General features: G+C 67.4%; 22 protein-coding genes and 1 other RNA gene. 13 read left to right on the top strand and 10 right to left on the bottom strand.

What is annotated here, in order from left to right; genetic code table 11:
• The first annotated feature begins 46 nt into the window (after positions 1 to 46).
• The 9 genes from MKK51_RS02520 (at position 47) to MKK51_RS02480 (ending at position 10,431) form a co-directional block, all read left to right on the top strand.
• Positions 47 to 1,567 carry an NADH-quinone oxidoreductase subunit M gene (locus MKK51_RS02520; RefSeq protein ID WP_243974770.1) on the top strand — a complete coding sequence of 507 codons (1,521 nt, stop codon included), beginning with the start codon at positions 47 to 49 and terminating at the stop codon, positions 1,565 to 1,567.
• A 13-nt stretch (positions 1,568 to 1,580) separates the two neighbouring features.
• Positions 1,581 to 3,023 carry an NADH-quinone oxidoreductase subunit NuoN gene (gene nuoN, locus MKK51_RS02515; protein WP_243974769.1) on the top strand — a complete coding sequence of 481 codons (1,443 nt, stop codon included), beginning with the start codon at positions 1,581 to 1,583 and terminating at the stop codon, positions 3,021 to 3,023.
• Between the two features lie 94 nt (positions 3,024 to 3,117).
• Positions 3,118 to 3,912, top strand: a complete 795-nt coding sequence (locus MKK51_RS02510) for a biotin--[acetyl-CoA-carboxylase] ligase (protein ID WP_243974840.1) — start codon at positions 3,118 to 3,120, stop codon at positions 3,910 to 3,912.
• Between the two features lie 12 nt (positions 3,913 to 3,924).
• Entirely contained in the window at positions 3,925 to 5,598 is a 1,674-nt protein-coding gene (locus MKK51_RS02505; protein ID WP_243974767.1) for a ribonuclease J, read from the top strand.
• 173 nt (positions 5,599 to 5,771) lie between these two features.
• Positions 5,772 to 6,176: a methylmalonyl-CoA epimerase gene (gene mce / locus MKK51_RS02500; RefSeq protein ID WP_018042032.1), complete on the top strand. Its 405-nt coding sequence runs from the start codon at positions 5,772 to 5,774 to the stop codon at positions 6,174 to 6,176.
• A complete protein-coding gene (locus tag MKK51_RS02495) occupies positions 6,173 to 6,517 on the top strand; it encodes a DUF1467 family protein (RefSeq protein ID WP_243974766.1) in 345 nt (114 codons plus the stop codon). Before mce ends, MKK51_RS02495 begins: the two co-directional genes overlap by 4 nt.
• A 545-nt stretch (positions 6,518 to 7,062) precedes the next feature.
• Positions 7,063 to 8,388 carry a proline--tRNA ligase gene (gene proS, locus MKK51_RS02490; RefSeq protein ID WP_243974765.1) on the top strand — a complete coding sequence of 442 codons (1,326 nt, stop codon included), beginning with the start codon at positions 7,063 to 7,065 and terminating at the stop codon, positions 8,386 to 8,388.
• A 7-nt stretch (positions 8,389 to 8,395) separates the two neighbouring features.
• Complete coding sequence (locus MKK51_RS02485; protein ID WP_243974764.1) at positions 8,396 to 9,700, top strand: lipoprotein-releasing ABC transporter permease subunit; 1,305 nt, start codon at positions 8,396 to 8,398, stop codon at positions 9,698 to 9,700.
• Positions 9,701 to 9,717: 17 nt separating this feature from the next.
• Entirely contained in the window at positions 9,718 to 10,431 is a 714-nt protein-coding gene (locus MKK51_RS02480; protein ID WP_243974763.1) for an ABC transporter ATP-binding protein, read from the top strand.
• Between the two features lie 42 nt (positions 10,432 to 10,473).
• On the opposite strand, the gene MKK51_RS02475 is transcribed toward MKK51_RS02480, so the two are convergent.
• The 8 genes from MKK51_RS02475 to ssrS all read right to left on the bottom strand — a co-directional run bounded on the left by MKK51_RS02475 (position 10,474) and on the right by ssrS (position 17,492).
• Complete coding sequence (locus MKK51_RS02475) at positions 10,474 to 11,727, bottom strand: glycosyltransferase (protein ID WP_243974762.1); 1,254 nt, start codon at positions 11,725 to 11,727, stop codon at positions 10,474 to 10,476.
• 546 nt (positions 11,728 to 12,273) lie between these two features.
• Positions 12,274 to 13,287 (bottom strand): peptidoglycan -binding protein, encoded by a 1,014-nt coding sequence (locus MKK51_RS02470; RefSeq protein ID WP_243974761.1) that lies wholly within the window; start codon positions 13,285 to 13,287, stop codon positions 12,274 to 12,276.
• Positions 13,287 to 14,252 carry a MotA/TolQ/ExbB proton channel family protein gene (locus MKK51_RS02465; protein ID WP_243974760.1) on the bottom strand — a complete coding sequence of 322 codons (966 nt, stop codon included), beginning with the start codon at positions 14,250 to 14,252 and terminating at the stop codon, positions 13,287 to 13,289. Before MKK51_RS02465 ends, MKK51_RS02470 begins: the two co-directional genes overlap by 1 nt.
• A 251-nt stretch (positions 14,253 to 14,503) precedes the next feature.
• A complete protein-coding gene (locus MKK51_RS02460) occupies positions 14,504 to 14,797 on the bottom strand; it encodes a protease inhibitor I42 family protein (RefSeq protein WP_243974758.1) in 294 nt (97 codons plus the stop codon).
• Positions 14,798 to 14,886: 89 nt separating this feature from the next.
• Complete coding sequence (locus MKK51_RS02455; RefSeq protein WP_243974757.1) at positions 14,887 to 15,792, bottom strand: C1 family peptidase; 906 nt, start codon at positions 15,790 to 15,792, stop codon at positions 14,887 to 14,889.
• 134 nt (positions 15,793 to 15,926) lie between these two features.
• On the bottom strand, positions 15,927 to 16,748 hold the full coding sequence (locus MKK51_RS02450; protein ID WP_243974756.1) for a TIGR00282 family metallophosphoesterase: 822 nt from the start codon (positions 16,746 to 16,748) through the stop codon (positions 15,927 to 15,929).
• Between the two features lie 9 nt (positions 16,749 to 16,757).
• Positions 16,758 to 17,345 (bottom strand): 5-formyltetrahydrofolate cyclo-ligase, encoded by a 588-nt coding sequence (locus MKK51_RS02445; protein ID WP_243974755.1) that lies wholly within the window; start codon positions 17,343 to 17,345, stop codon positions 16,758 to 16,760.
• Positions 17,335 to 17,492: non-coding RNA, 6S RNA (gene ssrS / locus MKK51_RS02440), on the bottom strand. Before ssrS ends, MKK51_RS02445 begins: the two co-directional genes overlap by 11 nt.
• A 226-nt stretch (positions 17,493 to 17,718) precedes the next feature.
• Between ssrS and MKK51_RS27090 the strand changes: the two genes are divergently transcribed.
• Positions 17,719 to 19,803, top strand: a complete 2,085-nt coding sequence (locus MKK51_RS27090) for a methyl-accepting chemotaxis protein (protein ID WP_279600932.1) — start codon at positions 17,719 to 17,721, stop codon at positions 19,801 to 19,803.
• 33 nt (positions 19,804 to 19,836) lie between these two features.
• Here MKK51_RS27090 and MKK51_RS02425 read toward each other — a convergent pair whose 3' ends face one another.
• Both MKK51_RS02425 and MKK51_RS02420 read right to left on the bottom strand, forming a co-directional pair.
• Complete coding sequence (locus tag MKK51_RS02425) at positions 19,837 to 20,196, bottom strand: cell division protein ZapA (protein WP_243974754.1); 360 nt, start codon at positions 20,194 to 20,196, stop codon at positions 19,837 to 19,839.
• A gap of 31 nt (positions 20,197 to 20,227) precedes the next feature.
• Positions 20,228 to 20,524, bottom strand: a complete 297-nt coding sequence (locus tag MKK51_RS02420) for a DUF4164 domain-containing protein (protein WP_243974753.1) — start codon at positions 20,522 to 20,524, stop codon at positions 20,228 to 20,230.
• 425 nt (positions 20,525 to 20,949) lie between these two features.
• Here MKK51_RS02420 and gap point away from each other — a divergent pair, with 425 nt between their 5' ends.
• From gap to MKK51_RS02405, 3 genes are all read left to right on the top strand, one after another.
• The gene (gap, locus tag MKK51_RS02415) at positions 20,950 to 21,957 is read left to right on the top strand and encodes a type I glyceraldehyde-3-phosphate dehydrogenase (RefSeq protein WP_243974752.1); all 1,008 of its coding nucleotides are present in this window, start codon (positions 20,950 to 20,952) and stop codon (positions 21,955 to 21,957) included.
• 85 nt (positions 21,958 to 22,042) lie between these two features.
• The gene (locus tag MKK51_RS02410; RefSeq protein ID WP_243974751.1) at positions 22,043 to 22,543 is read left to right on the top strand and encodes a hypothetical protein; all 501 of its coding nucleotides are present in this window, start codon (positions 22,043 to 22,045) and stop codon (positions 22,541 to 22,543) included.
• 29 nt (positions 22,544 to 22,572) lie between these two features.
• Positions 22,573 to 23,775, top strand: a complete 1,203-nt coding sequence (locus MKK51_RS02405) for a phosphoglycerate kinase (protein WP_243974750.1) — start codon at positions 22,573 to 22,575, stop codon at positions 23,773 to 23,775.
• The last annotated feature ends 108 nt before the right edge of the window (positions 23,776 to 23,883 follow it).

The raw sequence follows: 23,883 nt of genomic DNA, 5'->3' as shown, positions 1-23,883 counted from the left end.
GTCTCGCGCAATGACGGTCGCCAACCCGTATCGGAGTGCCCGCTAGATGTTCGGCCTCGGCATTCTCTCAGGCCTGCTGATCGTGCCGCTCTGCGGCGCGGCCTTCATCCTGACCCTCGGCGATGAATCCGAGAGCGTGAAGCGCAACGCCCGCTGGGCCGCGCTCGCGACCACCATCGTCACCTTCCTCCTCAGCCTCGTGGCCTGGGGCCGGTTCGATCCGTCGACGTCGAGCTTCCAGCTCGTGGAGACCCATGGCTGGCTCGCGGAGACGATCAAGTTCAAGCTCGGCGTCGACGGTTTCTCGATGCCGCTGATCCTTCTCACCACGTTCCTGATGCCGTTCTGCATCGGGGCGTCGTGGCTCTCGGTGAACACCCGGGTGAAGGAGTATTTCGTCGCCTTCCTCGTCCTCGAGACGACGATGATCGGCGTGTTCCAGGCCCTCGACCTGGTGTTGTTCTACCTGTTCTTCGAGGCCGGCCTGATTCCGATGTTCCTCATCATCGGTATCTGGGGCGGCAAGCGCCGGATCTACGCGAGCTTCAAGTTCTTCCTCTACACCCTGCTCGGCTCGGTGCTGATGCTGCTGGCCGTCATGGCGATGTACTGGCATGCCGGCACCACCGACATCCCAACCCTGCTCCACACCCGCTTCCCCGTCGGCCTACAATACTGGCTGTGGCTCGCCTTCTTCGCCTCCTTCGCGGTGAAGATGCCGATGTGGCCGGTCCATACCTGGCTGCCCGACGCCCACGTGGAAGCGCCCACCGCCGGTTCGGTGATCCTCGCCGGCATCCTGCTCAAGATGGGCGGTTACGGTTTCATCCGGATCTCGCTGCCGATGTTCCCGGATGCGTCGGCCTATTTCGCGCCGTTCGTCTTCGCCCTCTCGGTCATCGCGATCATCTTCACCTCGCTGATCGCCTTGATGCAGACCGACATCAAGAAGCTCATCGCCTATTCGTCGGTGGCGCATATGGGCTTCGTGACGCTCGGCCTGTTCACCCTCAACGAACAGGGCATCCAGGGCGCCCTGTTCCTGATGATTTCGCACGGCATCGTCTCGGGCGCGCTCTTCCTCTGCGTCGGCGTGGTCTACGACCGGATGCATACCCGCGAGATCGCGGCCTATGGCGGCCTCGTGAAGCGCATGCCGCTCTACGCGGCGGCCATGATGGTGTTCACCATGGCCAATGTCGGCCTGCCGGGCACGTCGGGCTTCGTGGGCGAGTTCCTGGCCATGATGGGGGCCTTCAAGGCCAACCCCACCGTCGCCTTCTTCTCCGTCTTCGGCATCATCCTCTCGGCCGGCTACGCCCTGTGGCTCTACGCCCGCGTGATCTACGGCAAGCTCGAGAAGCCCAACCTGCAGGGCATCCTCGATCTCGACCTGCGGGAGAAAATCATCATCGCGCCGCTCGTCGCCCTGACGATCTATTACGGCGTGCACCCCGCGCCCATCCTCGACACCTTCGCCCCCTCCACGGAGGCGCTGATGCAGAGCATGAAGACCGCGCTCTCGAACACGCAGACCGCGGCGGTGATCCCGCCGGTGGCGCGCTGAAGGTCTACGCCAGATGACCGCTATCCAGGCCGTCCTGCCCTCGCTCTCGCCGGTGATGCCGGAGCTGATCCTCGCGATCGGCGTGCTGGGGCTGATCCTCTACGGCGCCTTCCGGGGCGAGCGCTCGGCCGAGAGCGTCAATGTCGGCGCGCTCATCCTGCTGATCCTCGCCTTCTTCGTGGTCGTGTCGCAGTCGGGCGCGAAGGTCACGACCCTCAACGGGTCGTTCATCGTCGACAATTTCTCTAAGGTGATGAAGGCGCTGATCCTGCTCGGCTCGGCCGCCACGATCCTGCTTTCGCGGGACTATTTCCAGCGCGAGCGCATCGACCGGTTCGAGTTCCCCATCCTGATCGTGCTGTGCACCATCGGCATGATGGTGATGGCCTCGGCCAACGACCTGATCGCCCTTTATCTCGGCCTCGAACTGCAGTCGCTGGCGGCCTACGTCATCGCCGCCTTCCACCGCGACAACCTGAAATCGACGGAAGCCGGGCTGAAGTATTTCGTCCTCGGCGCCTTGTCCTCCGGCATGCTGCTCTATGGTTCGTCGCTGGTCTACGGCTTCACCGGGACGGTCTCCTTCCCCGGCATCGTCTCCGCGCTCAACGACAATGCCGGTATCGGCATCGTGCTCGGCATCGTGTTCGTGGCCGCCGGCGTCGCCTTCAAGATGTCGGCCGTGCCGTTCCACATGTGGACGCCCGACGTCTACGAGGGCTCGCCGACCCCAGTGACGGCGTTCTTCGCCTCCGCCCCGAAGATGGCCGCCGTCGCCATGACCGTGCGGGTCTTCATCGGCGCCTTCCCGGACGTGACGGCGATCTGGCAGCAGATCATCGTTTTCGTCGCCATCGCCTCCATGACCCTCGGCTCGTTCGCGGCCATCGGCCAGCGCTCGATCAAGCGCCTGATGGCCTATTCCTCCATCGGCAATGTCGGCTACGCCCTGATCGGGCTGGCCGCCGCTTCGGAGGAGGGGATCCGCGGCGTGGTGATCTACATGATCATCTATCTCGCCATGACGCTGGGCGCCTTCGCCGTGCTCCTGTCCCTGCGTCGCGGCGGGCAGATGTTCGAGACGGTGGACGACCTGTCCGGCCTCTCGCGTACGCATCCGGTCCTGGCCTTCTGCCTTGCCGCGATGATGTTCTCGCTGGCCGGCATTCCGCCCCTGGCCGGGTTCTTCGGCAAGTTCTACGTCTTCGCCGCCGCGATAAAGGCCGATCTCGTCGGTCTCGCGGTGATCGGTGTCGTCACGAGCGTCGTCGGCGCGTTCTATTACCTGCGTCTCGTCAAGGTGATGTATTTCGACGAGCCCCAGGCCCCGTACGAGACCATGACACCGGGCCTGCGCATCGTGCTCGGCCTGTCGAGCGCGGTGGTGGTGCTGTTCTTCCTCGTCCCGTCACCCCTCGTCAGCGCGGCGGGGGCCGCGGCCAAGTCGCTGTTCTAGGATTGTGTCGGGGTATCGACTCGGCGCGGCGGCCAAGGCCGCCGGGCATCGGCTTCACGTTCACGAGAGCCTCGGCTCCACCAACACCCAGGCGATGGACCTCGCGCGCCAGGGGGAACGGGGGCCGCTCTGGGTCGTCGCGCTCAGGCAGGAAGCGGGGCGCGGCCGCAGGGGGAGCACCTGGGCGTCCCTGCCCGGCAACCTCACCGCCAGCCTTCTCTGGCCGGTCTCGGACGTCGATCCGGTCCATGTGCCGGGCCTCGGCTTCGTCGCCGGCGTCGCGCTGATCGCGGCCCTGAAGCGTACGATCGGACCGTCCCACGCCGAGGGAAGCGTCGACCTCCCTCATCCTGAGGTGTCGGTGCCGTTCGTCGAAGCGTCCGGTGCGGCCCCTCGGGATGAGGGTGAAGGTCGGATCAGTCCGTTCCGCCTGAAATGGCCCAACGACGTCCTGGTCGCCGGAGCGAAGCTCGCGGGCCTGCTTCTAGAGGCGGAGACCCATCCCGGCGGGCGCAGATCGGCGGTCATCGGCTTTGGCGTCAACGTCGCCGCGTCACCGCAGGACTTGCCTTATCCCGCGACAAGCCTCAGTCAGAGTTCGTACGAAACGCGCGCCGAGGATTTGTTCGACCATGTGTCGGACGAGTTCGTCGCTGCTGCGCGACTTTGGAGCCGGGGCGGCGGGTTCTCATCGATCCGCCGGCTTTGGCTCGACGACGCCGCCGGGATCGGCGCACCGGTCTCGGTGCGGATCGGCGGCGAGATCGTGCATGGAATTTTCGAGACGATCGACGAGGCGGGGCGGCTCGTCGTCCGATCGGATGATGGGACGCGACGGACCGTGACGGCGGGCGAGGTGCATTTGGGTTCGGCCGCGACGGCGGCTTGAGGTTTTACAGTGATGACGACAGGGCAAGACGAACTCGTCTTCGTGCCGCTCGGCGGCGTGGGCGAGATCGGCATGAATGCGGCGCTCTATGGCTTCGGGCCGGAGAAGCGCCGGAAATGGATCATGGTCGATTGCGGAATGGGCTTTGCCGGGGAAGAGGGCTTCCCGGGCATCGACCTGATGTTTCCCGATCTGAGCTTCATCGAGGAGCGCAAGGACGACCTCCTCGCCATCTTCATCACCCATGCGCACGAGGATCATATCGGCGCCATCGGTGAGCTGTGGCCCAAGCTGAAGGCACCGGTCTACGCCACGCGCTTCGCCAAGAACCTGCTCGAGGCGCGTCGCCTCAGCGAGCCGGGCGCTCCGAAGGTGATCCTGCGCGAGATCGCGGCACATAAACCCGTGACGGTGGGGCCGTTCGAGATCGAGTACGTCCCCGTCTCGCACTCGATCCCGGAATCGAACGCGGTCGCCATCCGCACCGCGCACGGACTCGTCCTGCATACGGGCGACTGGAAGCTCGACGCCACGCCGATCCTCGGCGACGTCACCTCGGAAGCCTCGTTCCGCAAGCTCGGCGACGAGGGCATCCTCGCCATGATCAGCGATTCGACCAACGTCGTGCGCGAGGGCCGCAGCCCGAGCGAGGCGGAGGTCGCCGCCACCCTGCGGGAACTCATCGCCGAGGCGCCTCACCGGGTCGCCGTCACCACCTTCGCCTCCAACGTCGCCCGCATGCGGGCGGTGGCCGAGGCGGCGCGCGATTGCGGCCGCGAGGTCGTGGCCGTCGGCCGGGCCATGGACCGGGTCATCGGCGTCGCCCGTGAATGCGGCTTCCTCGACGGTCTTCCGGACTTCCGCTCGGCCGACGCCTACGGCTACCTGCCCCGCGACAAGGTGGTCTGCCTGCTCACCGGCTCGCAGGGCGAGGAGCGTGCGGCCCTGGCCCGTGTCTCCCGCGACGATCATCCCGACGTGACGCTGGCCGCCGGCGACCGCGTGATCTTCTCGTCGCGCGCCATTCCCGGCAACGAGCGGGCGGTGGGCGCCATCATCAACGACCTGATCAATGCCGGCATCGAGGTGGTCACCGACCGGACGAAGCTCGTCCACGTCTCCGGCCATCCCCGCCGCGACGAGATGGCGGAGATGTATGCCTGGACCCGGCCGAGGACCGCGATCCCCGTCCACGGCGAGGCGCTGCATCTCGACGAGCACGCCCGCTTCGCCCTGGCCCAGGGCGTCGGCAACGTGGTCAAGGCCCGCAACGGCAGCGTCGTGCGCCTCGCTCCCGGCACGCCGGAGATCGTCAATCACGTGAAGGCCGGGCGCCTGTTCAAGGATGGCAACATCCTGATCGACGCCAAGGATCGCGCCATTCCCGAGCGGCGCAAGCTCTCACAGGCCGGCGTCGTCTCGGTGGCCATCGCCATCGACGTTCAGGGCGAGGTCCTCGGTGAACCGGCCATCGACATCATGGGCCTGCCCAATCGCGGCAAGAACGGCCAGCCCATGCTCGACGTCGCCGTCGAGGCGGTGACGCGCACCCTCAGCGGCCTGTCGAAGCAGAAGCGCAAGGATGCCGAGGCCGTGGAGAAGGCCGTCGACCGGGCGATCCGCTCGGCCGTCAACGAAGCCTGGGGCAAGAAGCCCGCCTGCCACGTGCAGGTGGTGGAGGTGTGAGTGCGCTTTGACCCTCCCCCTTCGCGGGGGAGGGTGGTCGCGGAGCGACCGGGAGAGGGGACGACCTCTCCGGATAGGGAACACCTCTCCCGACCCGCATTCGCGGGCCACCCTCTCCCGCAGAGGGAAGAGGGATGTTTCGCGCAGCGGGTCATCAAGGAGGGGAGCAAACCATGATCGGACGCCTGAACCACGTGGCCATCGCCGTGCGCGACCTCGACGCGGCCTGTGCCATCTATCGCGATACGCTGGGTGCCACGGTCACCGAGCCCCTGCCGCAGCCCGAGCACGGCGTGACGGTAGTGTTCGTGAACCTGCCCAACAGCAAGGTCGAGTTGATGTCGCCCCTGGGCGAGGGCTCGCCCATCGAGAGCTTCGTGGAGCGCAACCCGAACGGCGGCGTGCACCATGTCTGCTACGAGGTCGACGACATCATCGCCGCCCGCGACAAGCTGAAGGCCCAGGGCGCCCGCGTCCTCGGCACCGGCGAGCCGAAGATCGGCGCCCACGGCAAGCCGGTGCTGTTCCTGCATCCCAAGGACTTCCTCGGCACCCTCGTCGAGTTGGAGCAGGTGTGAGTGGCGTGAGCGCCCTGGTCCAGACCGTCTCGGCCACGATCTGGCGGACGCTGGCCACCATGGTCGTCATCGTCTCGGCCGTGGCGGCCCTCGCCGTGGTGCTGTTCAAGCTCACGGTCTTCGGGGCCTTCGCCCTGTACTTCGTGGTCTGGTGGACGCTGCTCTTCGTCATCCTGCCGCTGCGCAACCACGTCGAGACCGACCCGTCGCTGATCGTGCCGGGACAGGATCCGGGGGCGCCGGCGTCGCCGCGCCTGCTCGAGAAGGCGATCTGGACGACCTTGCTCGCCAGCCTCGTCTTTCTCGTCGTCATCCCGATCTTCGAGCTGTCGGGGCTTTAGAGCATTTTCAAGCGAGGCGGATGCCGGCTCGCGTGAAGACAATGCGACCACACAGCAGGTTAGAGCATTGTCCGTGATCCGGAGATTGCGGGAAATGCTCTAGCGCGGCGATCCGGCAAGATGTCGGATCGTCCACCGCCCGTATCCGGGACGCTTATCGACCATAAAAAAAGCAAGGCGCGAGCCTTGCTTTTGAGACGGCAGATGACGTGTCAGCCTATTTTATCTCACGCATTTCTGACGGCGTGGCGGCTGAAATTTCCTCCCGAGACTCGGACCTCGCGCTGCCTCTCCGGGCGTCGCGACCATCACGGTGGCGCTTATAGGAACTGGATTGCGCATTGTCACGCCTCCGGAGATGATTCCTGGCGTTTTTTTGCAAGAGTTTGCGGGTTTCGGCTCCATTTCCGTCTGCGACGTAGTTGCCTGACCACGCGGGGCTTTCCTGGAGCCCGCACGGCGCTTGTCTTTTCTCGGTGCAATGTGTTGTGTGCCCCGCAACGATGCGCGGTACGATCGCGCTCCAAACCGATCCAAGGTTCCCGATGCGTCTCTCCCGCTACTTCCTGCCGACCCTGCGCGAGACGCCCAAGGAGGCGGAGATCGTCTCCCACCGCCTCATGCTGCGGGCCGGCCTGATCCGCCAGGAAGCGGCGGGCATCTATGCCTGGCTGCCCCTCGGCCTGCGCGTGCTCAACAGGGTCTGCGCGGTGATCCGCGAGGAGCAGGACCGGTCCGGCGCCATCGAGCTGCTGATGCCGTCGATCCAGTCGGCGGAGTTGTGGAAGGAATCCGGTCGCTACGAGGCCTACGGCAAGGAGATGCTGCGCATTTCCGACCGGCACGACCGCGAGATGCTGTTCGGCCCCACCGCCGAGGAGGTCATCACCGAGATCTTCCGCGGCAGCGTGCGCTCCTACAAGGACCTGCCGAAGAACCTCTACCAGATCTCCTGGAAGTTCCGCGACGAGGTGCGACCGCGTTTCGGCACCATGCGCTCGCGCGAGTTCCTGATGAAGGACGCCTACTCCTTCGATATCGATCAGGCGACGGCCCGGCACGCCTACAACAAGATGTTCGTGGCGTATCTCCGCACCTTCGCCGGCCTCGGCCTCAAGGCGATCCCCATGCGCGCCGATACCGGCCCGATCGGCGGCGACCTCAGCCACGAATTCATCATCCTGGCCCAGACGGGCGAGAGCGAGGTGTTCTGCGACAGGCAGTATCTCGATTTCGACGTCCCGCCGGTGACCACCGATTTCGACGACGTCGCCGGCCTCCAGGGCACCGTTGACCGCTGGACCTCGCTCTACGCCGCCACCTCCGAGATGCACGAGCCCGCCGCCTTCGCCGAGGTCGGCGAGGACAAGCAGATGGCCGCGCGCGGCATCGAGGTCGGCCACATCTTCTATTTCGGCACCAAGTATTCCGAGGCCATGGGCGCCAAGGTCACCGGGCCGGATGGTGTCGACCGTCCCGTGCATATGGGCTCCTACGGCATCGGCCCGAGCCGTCTAGTGGCGGCGATCATCGAGGCCTCGCACGACGAGGCCGGCATCATCTGGCCGGATTCCGTGGCGCCGTTCGACGTCGCCCTCATCAACCTCAAGACCGGCGACGCGGCCACCGACGCGGCCTGCGCCGAGATCCAGTCGAACCTCGAGGCCAACGGCCTCACGGTCCTCTACGACGACCGCGACGAGCGTCCCGGCGCCAAGTTCGCCACCGCCGACCTCATCGGCCTGCCCTGGCAGGTGGTGGTCGGGCCGCGCGGCCTCGCCGAGGGCAAGGTCGAGATCAAGCGGCGCTCCGGCGGCGAGCGCGAGAGCGTGGCTCCCATCGACCTGATCTCGCGCCTGAAGCGGAGCTGAGGCCCGCATGGCTCTGGCAGAGACGGTGAAGGAACGGCTGGCGGGTCTCCCCGGCCTGTTCAAGCGCGGCAGCACGCCGCCCTTCGCGGCCTTCGAATGGATCATCGCCGGGCGCTATCTCCGGGCCCGGCGGCGCGGCGGCGGCGTCTCCGTCGTCGCCTTCTTCTCGGTCCTCGGCATCACCCTCGGGGTCGCCACCCTCATCATCGTCCTCTCGGTGATGAACGGCTTCCGCACCGAACTGCTGTCGAAGATCGTCGGCATCAACGGCCACGTCTTCGTCACGCCCATCGACAAGCTGTTCACCGATTACGTCGATCTCTCCGACCGCCTCTCCAAGGTCGCCGGCGTGCGCTCGGCGATTCCCCTGGTGGAAGGTCAGGCCTTCGCCTCGTCGCCCTATGGCGGCAGCGGCGTGCTCGTGCGCGGCATCCGCGGCGAGGACATCGATTCCATCGGCTCCATCGCCAAGACCATCCGGGGCGGCACCCTCGACGGGTTCGACGACGGGACGGGCGTCGCCATCGGCCGGCGGCTCGCGGAATCCCTCGGCCTCCAGGCCGGCGACCAGATCACCCTGTCCACGCCGAAGGGGGCGACGACCCCGTTCGGTACCGCGCCGCGCACCAAGGCCTATACGGTCAAGGCGATCTTCGAGATCGGCATGACCGAGTTCGACGCCACCTTCGTCTTCATGCCGCTGGCCGAATCCCAGGCCTTCTTCAACCGGGAAGGCGACGTCAGCCTGATCGAGGTCTATCTCGACAATGCCGATGCCGTGGCGCAAGTGCGGCCCGACCTCGAAATGGCGGCCGAGCGGCCCGTTCTCCTCACCGACTGGCGTCAGCGCAACCGAACCTTTTTCGGGGCGTTGGAGGTGGAGCGGAACGTGATGTTCCTCATCCTCAGCCTCATCGTCGTGGTGGCGACCCTCAACATCGTCTCCGGCCTGATCCTGCTGGTGCGCGACAAGTCGAGCGACATCGCGATCCTGCGGACGATGGGCGCCACGCCCGGTACCGTGATGCGGGTCTTCCTCATCAACGGGGCGCTGATCGGCGTGGTCGGCACCCTGGGCGGGCTGGCTCTGGGCACGCTCATCACCCTCAACATCAAGCCGATCCAGCGGGTGCTGTTTCCCTCGGCCTGGGACCCCACCGTGCGGTTCCTGGCGGAGATCCCGGCCGAGATGAATTCCGGCGAGATCACGGTGGTGGTCCTAACCTCCATCGCCCTGTCGCTCGTGGCGACGCTCTATCCCTCCTGGCGCGCCGCCCGGCTCGATCCGGTGCAGGCCCTGCGTTACGGCTGAGGGGAGATTCAACCATCATGACCACCTCTGCCGACGAGGCCGGCGCGCAGCCGGTCCCGGCCCTGTTCTTCGCCAAGGTCGAACGCCGCTACACGCAGGGGTCGGGGGCCCTCGATATCCTGCGGGGGGCCGATCTCGCGATCTGGCCGGGCGAACTCGTGGCGCTCGTGGCACCCTCGGGGGCGGGCAAATCCACGCTTCTGCATCTCGCCGGCCTGCTGGAGCGGCCTGATGGGGGCGAGGTCTATATCGGCGGCCAGCCCACGGCGGCCATGCCCGATTCCGAGCGCACCCGCTTCCGCCGCGAGGAGATGGGCTTCGTCTATCAGTTCCACCACCTCCTGCCGGAATTCTCGGCCCTGGAGAACGTGGTGATGCCCCAGCTCATCCGTGGCCTCGGGGCCAAGGAAGCCAACGCGCGCGCCACCGAGCTCCTGAGCTTCCTCGGTCTCAAGGAGCGTCTCGTCCACCGCCCGGCCGAGTTGTCGGGCGGCGAGCAGCAGCGTGTCGCCATCGCGCGGGCCGTCGCCAACGGCCCGCGCCTGCTGCTCGCCGACGAGCCCACCGGCAACCTCGATCCGCATACGGCGGCGCATGTCTTCGGGATCCTGGTCTCGCTGGTGCGCGCTTCGGGCCTCGCCGCGCTCGTGGCCACCCACAACATGGAGCTCGCCGCCCGCATGGACCGGCGCGTCACCATCCGGGACGGGTTGATCGAGCAACTGCCGTAAGGGCCGACCGGCGGCCTGCCCTGTCGGAGAGACCTGCCTCCGTCAGCGGCGGCGGGGCGCCATTTTCTCGATCGCGTCGCAGGCGGCGGCGACCCCGTCCAGCCCGTCAAGGCGTCGCTTCAGATTTCTGCAGGCGCTCGCCACCTCCGCCGAGGCCAGCAGGCGGCGAAGGCGGCGCGCGCCGCGTGCGGGCGTGAAGCGGCGCCGGCTCAGGCTCAGCCCCGCACCGAGGCGCTTCACGCGCGCCGCCTCGTCGAAATGATCGAACGCCACCGGAACGATCATCTGCGGCGTACCCGCGGCCAGGGCCTGCGCCACGGTGCCGATCCCGCCATGGTGGATCAGCGCCGCCGACCGGGGCAGCAGGACGCTGAGCGGCGCATAGGGCACGTGGATCAGGGTATCGGGCAGGGATTCGGGAACCTGACCGTGCTCCGGAGCGAGCAGCACGCCCCGCCGCCCCAGACGCTCGCAGATGGCGAGGGCGGTTCGGAAGAAGCCCGATGCCTGGCGCATGGCCGATCCGTAGGTGAAGACCAGGGGGGGATCGTTACCCTGCATGAACCGCGTGAGGCGGGCCCCGAGGCGGTCCGTGTCGCCGAAGCGATCCGCGATGGGAAAGCCCACATGCATGGCCTGCCGGGGCCAGTCCGGCTGAGAGGCCGCGAACCAGTCGGGAAAGAGCAGCAGGACACGGGAGGGGCTGTTCCACCAGTAGCGCAGCCGACGCACGGGGTTGAGGCCAAGCTCCTGCCGGAACGCGTTGATGGTCGGTAGGGCCGCCGGTCCGATGACGTATTTGTCGGCGCCCCGACCGACCCAGTGCCGAAGGCGGGATGGAACCCAAGAGGGCAGCGGCACGCCCGGCAGGATCGGGGAAGCGTAGCGGCTCTCCATCAGCAGGGGCATCGCGTGGATCGTGATGACGGGCAGGCGCAGCTTTTCCTGCGCCACCCGCGCCCCGAAGGCCAGGGTCGAGGCGACCACGATGGAGTGGCCCTTGCGCGCGTTCGCGGCGATCCAGCGATAGGTCTGCTCGGTGGAGGCGGCCATGGTCCCGAACAAGGCGGCGGCCCCCCTGCGCGGATGCCAGAGTTCGGGGTCGGCGGTGATGCGACGGTAGTCGCAATCGTCTCCGAGGGAATGGAAGGGCAGGCCGATCCGTGCCGCGTGATCCGCGAAGGGGGCGGGGGCTGCCAGGATCACATCTTGTCCGCGACGAAGAAATTCAGCGCCGATGGCGAGAAACGGGAGGACGTCGCCATGGGAGCCGATGGCGACGAGATGTATTCGCATTCGACCATTCACATAGGATAGCGAAATTGGCCAAGAATGGAACGTGATCCGCGGTTCTTCGCCCTGATTGCCCTGTCAATTGCTCTCGGGTCAATCGGGTTGCGCGGGGACGACTATTTGTCCGTTTTCAAACGAAGCTCGCGGATCGATCGCAACGACCTCGCGCCAGCAATTTGAGGAAGCTTTCAAGGAGGCGGACGGGAGCGTCGAGGCTCGACGCGTCGGGTGGGCGCTGCGTCCCGCCTGCATGTTAACCGCTCGCTAACCGCGTCTTGCAGCGTGGGAAATGCCCGCTTTACAAAGAACAAAACAAGAACAAAGATCGTCGCGTCAACGAGAGGCGATCACAATGCTCAAGCGGATGATCCTGACCGGCGCGGTGGAATTCATGGCCTTCGGGTTGCTCTCCGGTGCGTTCGTCGTCTGGGCGGTGGCGCTGGCACCGTTGCGGTAGGGGGCCAGCCTGAGTGGCTCTCACGATACTCCCCCTGCACCGCCGTGCGTGTGGCGAGAACCGACCGTAACCGGGAGTCTCGTGAGAGACTCTTAACGTTCGGTGAGCTTCAGCTCGATGCGGCGGTTGCGGGCGTAGACGTCCTCGCTGGTGCCGGCCTCGATGGGCTGGAACTCGCCGAAGGCGGCAGCGAGCAGGCGCTGGGGCGGAATCCCCCTGCCCGCCATGTACTGCACCACGGCGATGGCGCGGGCCGCCGAGAGCGACCAGTTCGACGGAAATTGCGAACTGGCGATGGGACGGGCATCGGTATGCCCGTCGACACGCAGCACCCAGGGAATGTCCGACGGGATCTGCTTCGAGAGATCGAGGATGGCCGTGGCGATCCGGTCGAGCTCCGGCGCCGCCTCGGGCTTCAGGCTCGCCGAGCCCACCGGGAACAGAACCTCCGACTGCAGGACGAACCGGTCGCCGACCACACGGATGTCGCTGCGGTTGCCGAGGATCTGGCGCAGGCGGCCGAAGAAGTCGGAGCGGTAGCGCGCCAGTTCCTGCACCTTCTGGGCGAGGGCCACGTTGAGGCGGCTGCCGAGATCGGCGATCCGGGCCTGGCTCTCCCGGTCACGGCTCTCGCTCGCGGCGAGCGCGTCCTCGAGGGCGGCGAGCTGGCGGCGCATGGCGCCGATCTGCTCGTTGAGGAGATCGATCTGCGACGCCGCGCGGGCGTTGGTGGCGCGCTCGGCCACCAACTGCTTGTCGAGCTCGCCCTGGCGGTCGTTTCCGCTCGCGGCGACGCCGGCCTGTTCCTTCAGCTTGTCGCGCTCGGCCTCGGTGCCCAGGAGCGTGGTGCGCAGGTTCGAGGCCTTCTCCTCCTGCGCCCGCCGATTGGAGCGTTCCAGGGCGAGAAGGTCCGTGAGGTCGGCGATCTGCCGGTTGAGCCGGTTCAGCACCGAATCGCGGCCGGTGATTTCCTGCGACAGGAAGAACTGACCGACGACGAAGATCGTCAGCAGGAAGACGACGGCCAGCAGCAGCGTCGCCAGGGCGTCGACATAGCCCGGCCAGACGTTGAGGCTCCGGTCCCGGCGCGTGCGCAGCGAGGCCATCAGGTCTTCTCGCGGCCGAGCCGGTCGAGCACCTGCTTGAGTTCACGCTCGCGCGTCGCCTGCGCCTCGACCCAGTCGCGGATCATCTGCTGCTCGGCCCGCATATGCTGGACGAGGCCCTGGATACCCTCGGCGAGGTTGGTCATCGCCTGGGTCGCCACGCGGCCGTTGGCCCCCTCCGAGACGATGGCCGAGAGCCGATCCACCGCCTCGGTGAGTTCGCGGGCGGAGGCCGGCTCCTGCACCGCGACGGGGCGCGCCGCCGCGGTCTGCTCCTCGCCGGAGACCAGCCAATCCTCCAACTCGTTGTGGAAGCGGGCATGGGCCTGGCCCGCCTGGAGGTCGAGGAAACCGGTCACGAGCGAGCTCGACAGGCCGAACAGCGAGGCCGAGAAGGCGAGGCCGATGCCGGAGAGCGGCTTGGCGAGGCCGTTCTTCAACTCGTCGAACATCGCGCTGGCCTCGCCGCCGCCGCGCATGCTCTGGATCACGCTCCCCACCGCACTCAGCGTGTCGATGAGGCCCCAGAAGGTGCCGAGCAGGCCCAGCAGGATCAGCAGACCGGCGATGTAGCGCAGGATTTCGCGCCCCTCGTCGAGGCGTGCGGCCACCGTGTCGAGATAGGAGCGGATGCCGGCCTGCGTCGTACACTCGCGCCGCGCCAGGATCGCCGGGGAGAGGGGTGCCAGGAGCGAGGGCGGCTTCGCCGATCCCTCGCCGGCCGCGACCGCATTCACGTAAGCGACCTCGCGGAAGAGGCGGATCACCTGCCCGAAGGCGAGCAGGATGGCGATGAGGAGGACGCCGAGGATCAGCCCGTTCAACCCGGCATTGGCGAGGAAGGCCGGCGTGATCTGCCGGTATAGGACGAAGGCGAGAAACCCGACGAGGGTCAGGAAGACCAGCATCCGGACCAGGTAGATGCCCGGGCGGCTCAGGGGGGCAGTCGCGGAGCGGGTCGCCATGGGCTGTCGGGGACTCTGAAGACGCCGGTCTCGGACCATGCGTCGAACTGCGGAAACGAAAATCACCGGGCGTGCGCTCAAGCTGAGCGACACACACATTCGACGCATCGCCGTCCGCGATCAAGCGGCACGACTTCCCCGGATCGATCGAATGGGGCCTATGCACGGAATAGACGAGGCGGGACACGGGATCCACCGTGGCGAACCGGGTCGATGATCCCACAGTTCATCCCGATCGGGCGATCGGGTCGTTAGGCACACCGAATCGGCACCTCGATGATGCGGCTCGGGGTCGATTCCCAGGGACGCTTTTGGACGAGGCGGACGGTCGTGTCACCGGGCTGCTCCAGGCGAACGCGAAAGACTTTCTCCCGTGTCGCCCCGACGCCTTCTCCCGCCGGTCCCAAGGCTTCGCTCACGATCGTCGCCGCCTGCTGCGAAACCTCGGCATGCCAGAGAAAACCGCCGATTCCCTCACCGGGGGCGGACACCTCGATCGTCTCGCCAGAGCACGCCTTGATGGGGACGCGCCGTTCAAGCTCCATAAAGCTTCACTCCAGTGCGATCCCTTATCGCGTACCGGCTTGCCCGCAGACAAGTCCCTCGTTCGAGCCGGAGGCCTCAGCCCCGGTCTTCATGAGGAGACCCTCGAACGGCGCCGAGGCGGTTTCGGTGCCGCGGTGCCGGTTCTGAGAAGAGCGATCTCGGGATCGTAGAACAGGACATCGGAATCAATGCCGCATTCACCGAAACCGATGCGGAAGAATCCCTGCTCACCCCAACCCGTTCCCCAGCTGTTCTTCGCGATCCAGCATTGCTGAATGTCATCGTAGCCGATGATACAGACGGCATGCCAACCGAGGACCTCGCCGGTGACATGGGTGTAGATGCCGCTGCGGTAGGTATAGAAATCCTGATAGACGCGGAAACCTCCGATGACCGGGCCCTTCTGAAGCGCCTGCTTGCGGGCGATTTGAGATGCTGCTGTCTGATAGCGTGGGACAGTCGCCACGGGCCGGATGTTGCGGCACGGCTGGTTGCCCGGCACGTAAGGAAAATCGACTTCCAGGCCGATTCCCGGCTTCTTCGCGAAGGCCAGGGCCTTGGTGTAGAACCAGCCCAGATCACAAGAATTCGGCGCGCCGCAATAGAACAGGTGTGCTTCGGACAGATCGATGGAACTGTCGGGACGACCGGTGCCGATCAGAATGCGGCTCTCGATGGAGGCGCATGTCGCAAAGGCGACGCAAGAGCCGCAATTCGATTGATCCTTGATGGGCGTGACGTAGTTTTTCCCGCTCATGTTACGCCAGTCGAGATGCGACGGGGGAGGAGCGACCACTTTGAACAGCGCCGATTCGGCGTTTCGTGTCTCAAGGACGTCTCGCTTCGCGCGTTCCGGATCGAAGGACAGTCCAAACCGCTCGGTCGCGGGCCCAGTCACATCGTAGAATGCGCTCAGAGCCGTCGGCCCCGAATCCCACTGGGCACCCGCGCGCCGGATCGCTGCATTGATGCGAGAAAAGTCAGGCTCGGCCAAGTTTACAACCTCCCGAAGAGATCCGAGAAATAACTCCTTCAAGTTGTGTTTGAGGGCGGGCTGCTCGTCAAGGTAGTCGCGAAGGCACGAACGCGAAGAATGAGGTGGAAACGCGTTGCGTCCGCGCGCGTCGCCTAATCCCAGGCGCGCGGCCAGGTTTCCTCGAGATGCGGGCCGAGGCGCACGGCAGAGACCATGGTGGCGAGCCCCGTGGAGTCGTCGGTCTCCACGGCGATCCCGCACAGGGTGCCCTTGCCTTGGGCCGCTTCCAGGCGCGCACCGGGGGTCTTCTGCAGGAAGCGGCGCAGGGGCTCGTCCTTCTGCATGCCGAGGATCGACTCGTAATCGCCGCACATGCCGGCATCGGACAGGTAGGCGGTGCCGCCGGGGAGGATGCGGTGGTCGGCGGTGGGGGTGTGCGTATGGGTGCCGACGACGAGGCTGGCGCGGCCGTCGAGGAAATGCCCGAACGCCTGCTTCTCGCTGGTCGCCTCGGCATGGACGTCGACGATGACGGCGTCCGCCACCTCGCCGAGGGGGCAGGCGGAGAGTTCGCGCTCGGCGGAGGCGAAGGGATCGTCCAGCGCATCCATGTAGATGCGGCCCATGACGTTGAGGACGAGGACGCGCGCGCCGCCCCGCGTCTCCACCACGGTGGCGCCCCGCCCCGGCGTGCCGGGCGGGTAGTTCGCCGGCCGCACGAGGCGGGATTGGCGCTGGATGAAGACGAGGGCTTCGCGCTGGTCGAAGGAATGGTTGCCCAGCGTCACCGCATCGGCCCCCGCCTGCAGGAGCTCGTCGCAGATGGCCTCGGTGATGCCGAAGCCGCCGGCCGCGTTCTCGCCGTTGATGACCACGCAATCGAGGCGCCAGCGCTCGCGCAACTTCGGCAGCCGGTCCATCACCACGTTGCGGCCGGGGCGGCCCACCACATCGCCGAGGAAGAGAAGTCGCATGTGTCGCTGTCAGTCCCGGACGAGCGGGACCGGCCCCGCTTCGGTGATGAGGTGGTCGAGGGGCTGGTCGTGCGGCTCGGACGGCACGGTCTCGACCTCCTGGACGGAGAAGGCGATGCCGATCGTCAGGACCGGGCCGTTGCGGGAGAGCCGCTCGATGGCCTGATCGTAATAGCCGCGCCCGTAGCCGATGCGATGCCCGCGCCGGTCGAAGGCGGCGAGGGGCACGATGAGGGCGGTGGGATCGAGGGGCGGGAGGTCGTCGCGCGGTTCGCTGAGGCCGAACGAGCCCGGAACCAGTGCCTCACCCGCCCGCCATTCGCGGAAGACGAGGCCGTCCGGCGTCACCTTGGGCAGGGCGACCCGCTGTCCACGGGCGAACAGCATCTCGATGAGGGGGAGGGGGTCGACTTCGCTGCGGATCGCCCAGAAGGCGCCGACGATGGCGGCGTCGGACAGCGGCCCGATCCGCATCACGCTCTGCGCGATCCGCAGGCCGCCGGCCCGGCGGGTCTCGGGGGCGAGACCGTCGCGGCGGGCGAGGGCCTGCTTGCGAAGCTCGGCTTTCAGGGCGGGGAAGTCAGAGTGCGGAGCCACGTGAGCCGTTGGAGTTGCGATCCCGGGAAACCTACAGTGTAGGTGGGCGCCGTGTTGGCCAAGTCCAGGGACAGGGCCAGGGACAGCTCCCTGGGGAGTCGATAAGGCCCCGGGGAAAAGTACTCCTGACGAACCCCGCAGCACCGCACCCCTCATGTAGCGTCGCTGCGATGTCCGCGCCAGGGGGGCGGGCGCGAATCCCGATACACGCGCCCCGGACGGCTCACCCCCATCATTGCCGATACGGCGGCGCTTTTACAGTCACTCCCGGACAAAGGAGTAACTGATCTTCAATTTGTCTCCTGCTAGATTGTCTATCGGCGCTGTCGTGGAAGACGGAGTGCTGTCTCATCTGTCTTTCCAGGAAACGTTCATGCCGATCAAGCGGTGGCTGATCTCCGTCATCCTCACCCTGGGAATCATCGTCATCGCCCTGTGTGGGCGGAACGTCTACGTCGCGTGGTCGACCGCCGCGGCGGCGCAGCGCGTCGCAGACCTGAGTTCCGTGGATCGGTCCCTGCTCAGAGCGCTGGCCGAGTTGCGGTTCGAGCGCGGTGCGGCCCTGTCGGTGGTATCCCTCGACAGGGAGGCCGCCGCGGCGAACCTCAAGGACGTTGCCAAGCGCCGCGCCGCCATGGAGCAGATGATGCCTGCGGGCCTGTCCGGATTGGCCGACCCGGCGGTGCCCATCCTCGCCAAGGCCGGCAAAGCCCTGACGCAGAGCTATGATGCCTGGCGCCAGACCAGGGAGGCCTTCGATGCCGCGATGCTTCAGCCGGCGGCGGCGCGGGACAGGGTTCTGGCTGCGCGGATCAACGGCACGGGCGAGGCCCTCATCGCCGCCTTCGAAGCGGGAATGGCCGCCACCGAGGCGGAGATCGGCCTTATCGACACGACCCTGAGCAAGCTGATCCTGACCCGGTCGATGAGTTGGTCGGCACGGAGCTTCGCCGGCAACTCGCATACGATCATCAACGCCGTGCTGGGGCAGAACCGGGCGATCACACCGGCCGAGATGCAGGATTTCGCCGCCTGGACCCGTCAGGCCGATTTCACCTTCGGCATGGTGCAGGGTGCCTTCTCGGGCCAGGCCCCGCCCGCGTTGCAGCGCGCCATCGACGCGGCGCTGGCGGGCTACTTCACCGGTCCCTTCGCCGAGCGCACCCGCACGCTCGTCGCGGGTCTGTCCGATCCCGGCCAGCCGCGTCCCACCGTCCTCGAATCGCGCAGGCAATCGACCCCCGCCCTCGACATGATCGCGGAAGTCCCCCTGGCCGCCGTCGCGGAACTCGAAGCCGCCGCCCTCGCAAGATTGGAAGAGGCCCGCTGGGACCTCGCCTGGAATGCGGGCCTCCTCGTAGTTGCGGTTGTCCTCGCGGCCGGTGCCAGCACGATGGTGATCTATCGGCTGCTGCGTCCGCTCGGTGGGATGACCGCCAGCATGGTCCGTCTGGCCGGTGGCGAACTCACCGTCGCCATCCCTTACGAGAACCGCAGCGACGAGATCGGGGCCATGGCGGGAGCCCTGGCCGTGTTCAAGGCCGGTCTCGTGCACAACGCCGATCTCATGCGTGAAGCCGGCCTCGCCCGCGCCGGCGTCGAGACCCAGCGCCGCGCCGCCACGGCGGGTCTCGCCGACGATTTCGAGAATCGCCTCGGCCGTTTCGTCACCACCCTCGCCGAGGCCGCCACCTCCCTCGAAGCCCGTGCCGCCACCATGGCGCAGGCGGCCCAGGACACGAATGAACGCGCCCTCACCGTCGCGGCCAATGCGCGGCAGACCTCCGGCAACGTCGCCACCGTCGCGGCGGCGTCCGAGGAGATGATCGCGTCCGGCCGCGAGATCGGCAACCAGACCGCCCTCACGGCCGATCTCGTCGGGGCCGCGGTCGCCGACGCCCGCATGGCCGACGCCACCGTCCAGGGTCTGTCGTCGGGAGCGGAGAGGATCGGCGACGTGATGGCGATGATCCACGCCATTGCCAGCCAGACCAACCTGCTCGCCCTCAACGCCACCATCGAGGCGGCCAGGGCGGGCGAGGCCGGGCGCGGCTTCGCCGTGGTCGCCGCCGAGGTGAAGGAACTCGCCGGTCAGACCGCCAAAGCGACGGACGAGATCGGCGTGCAGGTGGCACAGATCCGTCGGGCGACGCAGGATTCCGTCGCCGCGATCGGCGGCATCAGCGGCACCCTCGACCGGGTGAGCGCGACGACGGCCGCCGTCGGTGCCGCCATCGAGCAGCAGCAGGCGACGATGCAGGAGGTGGTGCGCCACGTGGCCGAGGCCGCCACGGGGACGGGTGTGGTCAGCGCCAGCATCGCGCAGGTCCAGGTGCGGGCCGGTGAAACCGGTCACGTGGCCGGGGACGTGGTCGACTCGGCGCGGGCCCTGTCGGAAGGCGCCGGCGAGTTGCGGCGGGAACTGGAAGATCTTCTCACCGGCCTGCGCGCGGCCTGACGACGGAACGCCCGGACCGGGGCGCCGTTCAGTTCATCCGGCCGCCAGCGCCCCGGCCAGGCGCTCGATCCGGTCGGCGCAACGGCCGAGGCCGGCGGCGATGCGGGCCTCCTCCGCGGCGCGGGTGGCATCGGCGGTCTCTACCTGTGCACGCAGGGCGGCGGTCTCCGTCTCCAGGGCGGCGAGGCGGCGCCGGGTCTCGTCGAGTTCGTCGGCCTGCAGCAGCGCCGCCATCACGTGCAGGCGCATGTCGCCGATCTCGCCGAAGGATGTCCGCATCTCGGTGACGCGGGTGTCGAGCTCCGCGGCCAGCGCCGAAAGATGCGCCTCCTCGCCTTCGGCGCAGGCCATCCGGTAGCTCTTGCCGTCGATGGTGACGCTGATCTGGGGCATGTCCGACAGGGCTGGTGTGAGAGGTGTCAGATTAGCGTGAGGCGGGGGGACGGGCCAGTACGCCCTCCACCGCTTCGATCGCCCGCCCCAGGCGGTGGCCGACATCGCTCGTGGTCGCTTCCACCGTGGCGAGGCGCGCGCTGGCGGCGTCGAGTTCCGCCGCGAGGCGCGCGCGATCCTCCGCCATGATCGCGAGTTCCGTCTCCAGGTCGCCGGGTTCGCGCTCGGCCTCGAGGCGATGGGCCACCGAGGCTTCGAGGCGGGTCAGCACCGTATCGAGCCGAGCAAGGGCATGGTCCACGTTCGGCCGGTCTGGCGTCTGGCTCATCGTTCTAGGGTCCGCCGGATCATGAAGGGGCTGGCGCATCTGTTTCGGAACAGCGGATTTGTAGCCAAACCTCGACCGATCCGCGCGCGAAATCGACGCTTTGCCATCATATGCGGGGGAGGGAAACGAATCGATCGGGCAAAACCTTTGCCAGCGGTTTCCCCCATGTTAGAGACCGCGCGCTCCTCGAACCGACCGCCAGATTGGGAATTCGAGCCCGTGACCCGTTCGACCATCGATCCCGCATCGGTCCGTTCGCGGACACATGAGGGTCCGAGGATGGACCATGCGGTTCATCTGACGTTCAACGGTGCACATGACACAGCGATGCCGAATGGCGGCTCCGCCCCTCCGGCCCGCTGTCTCGCTCTTGCTGCTCACGGGTTCCGCGAGGTCGGCGCCCGGTACATAGAAGGATTCACGCCGTGTCGGTGAAGGTTGCCATCAACGGGTTCGGACGCATCGGCCGCAACATCCTGCGCGCCATCCACGAGTCCGGCCGCAAGGACATCGAGGTCGTCGCGATCAACGATCTCGGCCCCGTCGAGACCAACGCCCACCTGCTGCGCTTCGACTCGATCCACGGCCGCTTCAACGCCAAGGTCGAGGTGGACGGCGAGTTCATCGTCGTCGACGGTCAGCGCATCAAGGTCACCGCCGTGCGCAACCCGGCCGAGCTGCCGCACCGCGAGCTCGGCGTCGACATCGCCCTGGAATGCACCGGCATCTTCACCTCGAAGGACAAGGCCAAGGCCCATCTCGACGCCGGCGCCAAGCGCGTCATCGTCTCGGCCCCCGCCGACGGCGCCGACCTCACCGTGGTCTACGGCGTCAACCACGACAAGCTGACCGCCGACCACCTCGTCATCTCGAACGCCTCCTGCACCACCAACTGCCTCGTGCCGGTGGCCAAGGTGCTCAATGATCTCGTCGGGATCGAGCGCGGCTTCATGACGACGATCCACTCCTACACCAACGACCAGCCCTCGCTGGACCAGATGCACAAGGACCTCTACCGGGCCCGCGCCGCCGCCCTGTCGATGATCCCGACCTCCACGGGCGCGGCCAAGGCCGTCGGCCTCGTCCTGCCGGAGTTGAAGGGCAAGCTCGACGGAACCTCGATCCGTGTGCCGACGCCCAACGTCTCGGCCGTCGATCTCGTCTTCACGGCCAAGCGCCAGACGTCCGTCGAGGAGATCAACAACGCCATCCGCGCCGCCGCCGACGGCCCGCTGAAGGGCGTGCTCGCCTATACCGACCAGCCCAACGTCTCCATCGACTTCAACCACGATCCCCATTCGTCCACCTTCCACCTCGACCAGACCAAGGTGATGGACGGCACGTTCGTGCGTATCCTGTCCTGGTACGACAACGAGTGGGGCTTCTCGAACCGCATGGCGGACACCGCCGTGGCGATGGGAAAGCTGCTCTGAGAGCGACGTTTCCGGGCGGCCCGAGGGCCGCCCGCACTGCCCCGTGAACGACACCCTGTGATCGACCAGCAATGGTGCGTCCGACATGACCGAGCCTTCGCCGACCCCGTCGACCGGAACCAGCTTCATCCCGGGCGCCAAGATGTCTGAGAGCAAGACGCCGGATCTTGCGGGAACGGCGCCGTCGCCGGTGCCCGAGACCCAGGCGATCGCCAACCAGAAGGCGGCACCGCCGCTCGCGGTCGGCAAGGCCGAGCCCTTGTCCCCATCCTCGCCCGGCAGCGACCAGCTCGCTCGCATCGAGGACAAGTGCGCGCGGATCGAGGACAAGTACGCCCGCTCCGAGGCCCTGCTCTCCCGCGTCGAGGAGAAGATCGAGGGGGCGACCACCCGCATGAGCGAGGCGGCCCGCCAGTCCGACCTCGCCGCCCTGCGCAGCGAAGTCCGCGCCGTCGCCGACCGCACGCGCCGGCTGCCCGGCTCCGGGGCCCTGGTTCTGACGGCGATCATCACGGCCGTGCTCACCGTGGTGCTGACCATTGCCGCCCAGCGCTTCCATCTCGACGGCCTCATCACCCCGCGCTGACATTTCTCTCGACGACACTGAAGGCCAGGATGACCGCTTTCCGCACCCTCGACGATGCCGGCTCCCTCCAGGGCAAGCGCGTGCTTCTCCGCGTCGACCTGAACGTGCCGATGGAGGGGGAGCGCGTCACCGACGCCACCCGCATCGAGAGGATCGTCCCGACGATCCGCGAGATCGCCGATGGCGGCGGGCGCGTGGTGCTGCTGGCGCATTTCGGCCGCCCCAAGGGTAAGCCGGTGGCGGCCGATTCGCTGAGGCAGGTGGTGGCCACCCTGTCCGACCATCTCGGCCGTCCGGTCGCCTTCGCCGAGGATTGCATCGGCGAGGCCGCATCCTCGGCCGTCTCGGCCCTGAAGGACGGCGACGTGCTCCTCCTGGAGAATACCCGCTTCCACGCGGGCGAGGAAAAGAACGAGGCCGGTTTCGTGGCGGACCTCGCCGCCAACGGCGACGTCTTCGTCAACGAGGCTTTCTCCGCCGCCCACCGCGCCCATGCCTCGACGGAGGGCCTCGCCCACGTGCTTCCGGCCTATGCCGGCCGGCTGATGCAGGCCGAGCTCGACGCGCTCACCAAGGGGCTGGAGGCGCCGAGCCGCCCGGTCATCGCCCTCGTCGGCGGTGCCAAGGTATCCTCGAAGATCGACCTCCTGCAGAACCTCGTCGCCAAGGTGGACATGCTCGTCATCGGCGGCGGCATGGCCAACACCTTCCTGCACGCGCAGGGGAAAGCCGTCGGCAAGTCGTTGTGCGAGAAGGATCTCGCCGAGACGGCGCTGCGCATCCTCGACGCCGCCGCTTCCGCCAAGTGCCGCATCATCCTGCCCGTCGACGCGGTGGTCGCCTCCGCGTTCAAGGCCAACGCGGCGCACGAGACGGTGAGTGTCGACGCCGTGTCGGAGACCGGCATGATTCTCGATGCCGGCCCGGCCTCGGTGGCCGAGATCGATGCCGCCATCGACGAGGCCGCCACCCTGGTCTGGAACGGCCCTCTCGGCGCCTTCGAACTGACCCCCTTCGACGCCGCCACGGTGGCGGCGGCCCGCCACGCGGCTGAGCGCACCAGGGCCGGCAAGCTCGTTTCGGTGGCCGGCGGCGGCGACACGGTGGCCGCCCTCAACCATGCCGGCGTCGCCGACGATTTCTCCTACGTGTCCACCGCCGGCGGAGCATTCCTCGAATGGCTGGAGGGCAAGGTCCTGCCCGGTGTCGAGGCCCTGCGCGTCAGGGGGTGACCGGTTCCGTCACCCGTCCCACCGCCTCGCCCTGAGGCGCCCGCCTCGGCGGGCCTCGGAGGAGGCTCCTTCGAGGCCCTCGCACCGCTCCGGCACTTCGGGATGAGG

The organism is Methylobacterium sp. E-045, from assembly GCF_022829685.1.
Classification (GTDB): Bacteria; Pseudomonadota; Alphaproteobacteria; order Rhizobiales; family Beijerinckiaceae; genus Methylobacterium.
The sequence above is the reverse complement of the archived record's forward strand: the minus strand, read 5'-3'. Positions and strand labels throughout refer to the sequence as shown.

Coding starts and splice junctions, on each gene's coding strand:
- MKK51_RS02465 (WP_243974760.1), bottom strand. CDS start 14,252: ATGGCGACCCGCTCCGCGACTGCCCCCCTGAGCCGCCCGGGCATCTAC.
- MKK51_RS02420 (WP_243974753.1), bottom strand. CDS start 20,524: ATGAGCCAGACGCCAGACCGGCCGAACGTGGACCATGCCCTTGCTCGG.
- MKK51_RS27090 (WP_279600932.1), top strand. CDS start 17,719: ATGCCGATCAAGCGGTGGCTGATCTCCGTCATCCTCACCCTGGGAATC.
- MKK51_RS02425 (WP_243974754.1), bottom strand. CDS start 20,196: ATGCCCCAGATCAGCGTCACCATCGACGGCAAGAGCTACCGGATGGCC.
- proS (WP_243974765.1), top strand. CDS start 7,063: ATGCGTCTCTCCCGCTACTTCCTGCCGACCCTGCGCGAGACGCCCAAG.
- MKK51_RS02450 (WP_243974756.1), bottom strand. CDS start 16,748: ATGCGACTTCTCTTCCTCGGCGATGTGGTGGGCCGCCCCGGCCGCAAC.
- MKK51_RS02460 (WP_243974758.1), bottom strand. CDS start 14,797: ATGGAGCTTGAACGGCGCGTCCCCATCAAGGCGTGCTCTGGCGAGACG.
- MKK51_RS02475 (WP_243974762.1), bottom strand. CDS start 11,727: ATGCGAATACATCTCGTCGCCATCGGCTCCCATGGCGACGTCCTCCCG.
- MKK51_RS02410 (WP_243974751.1), top strand. CDS start 22,043: ATGACCGAGCCTTCGCCGACCCCGTCGACCGGAACCAGCTTCATCCCG.
- MKK51_RS02510 (WP_243974840.1), top strand. CDS start 3,118: ATGGACCTCGCGCGCCAGGGGGAACGGGGGCCGCTCTGGGTCGTCGCG.
- MKK51_RS02485 (WP_243974764.1), top strand. CDS start 8,396: ATGGCTCTGGCAGAGACGGTGAAGGAACGGCTGGCGGGTCTCCCCGGC.
- mce (WP_018042032.1), top strand. CDS start 5,772: ATGATCGGACGCCTGAACCACGTGGCCATCGCCGTGCGCGACCTCGAC.
- MKK51_RS02505 (WP_243974767.1), top strand. CDS start 3,925: ATGACGACAGGGCAAGACGAACTCGTCTTCGTGCCGCTCGGCGGCGTG.
- nuoN (WP_243974769.1), top strand. CDS start 1,581: ATGACCGCTATCCAGGCCGTCCTGCCCTCGCTCTCGCCGGTGATGCCG.
- MKK51_RS02480 (WP_243974763.1), top strand. CDS start 9,718: ATGACCACCTCTGCCGACGAGGCCGGCGCGCAGCCGGTCCCGGCCCTG.
- MKK51_RS02520 (WP_243974770.1), top strand. CDS start 47: ATGTTCGGCCTCGGCATTCTCTCAGGCCTGCTGATCGTGCCGCTCTGC.
- MKK51_RS02470 (WP_243974761.1), bottom strand. CDS start 13,287: ATGGCCTCGCTGCGCACGCGCCGGGACCGGAGCCTCAACGTCTGGCCG.
- MKK51_RS02405 (WP_243974750.1), top strand. CDS start 22,573: ATGACCGCTTTCCGCACCCTCGACGATGCCGGCTCCCTCCAGGGCAAG.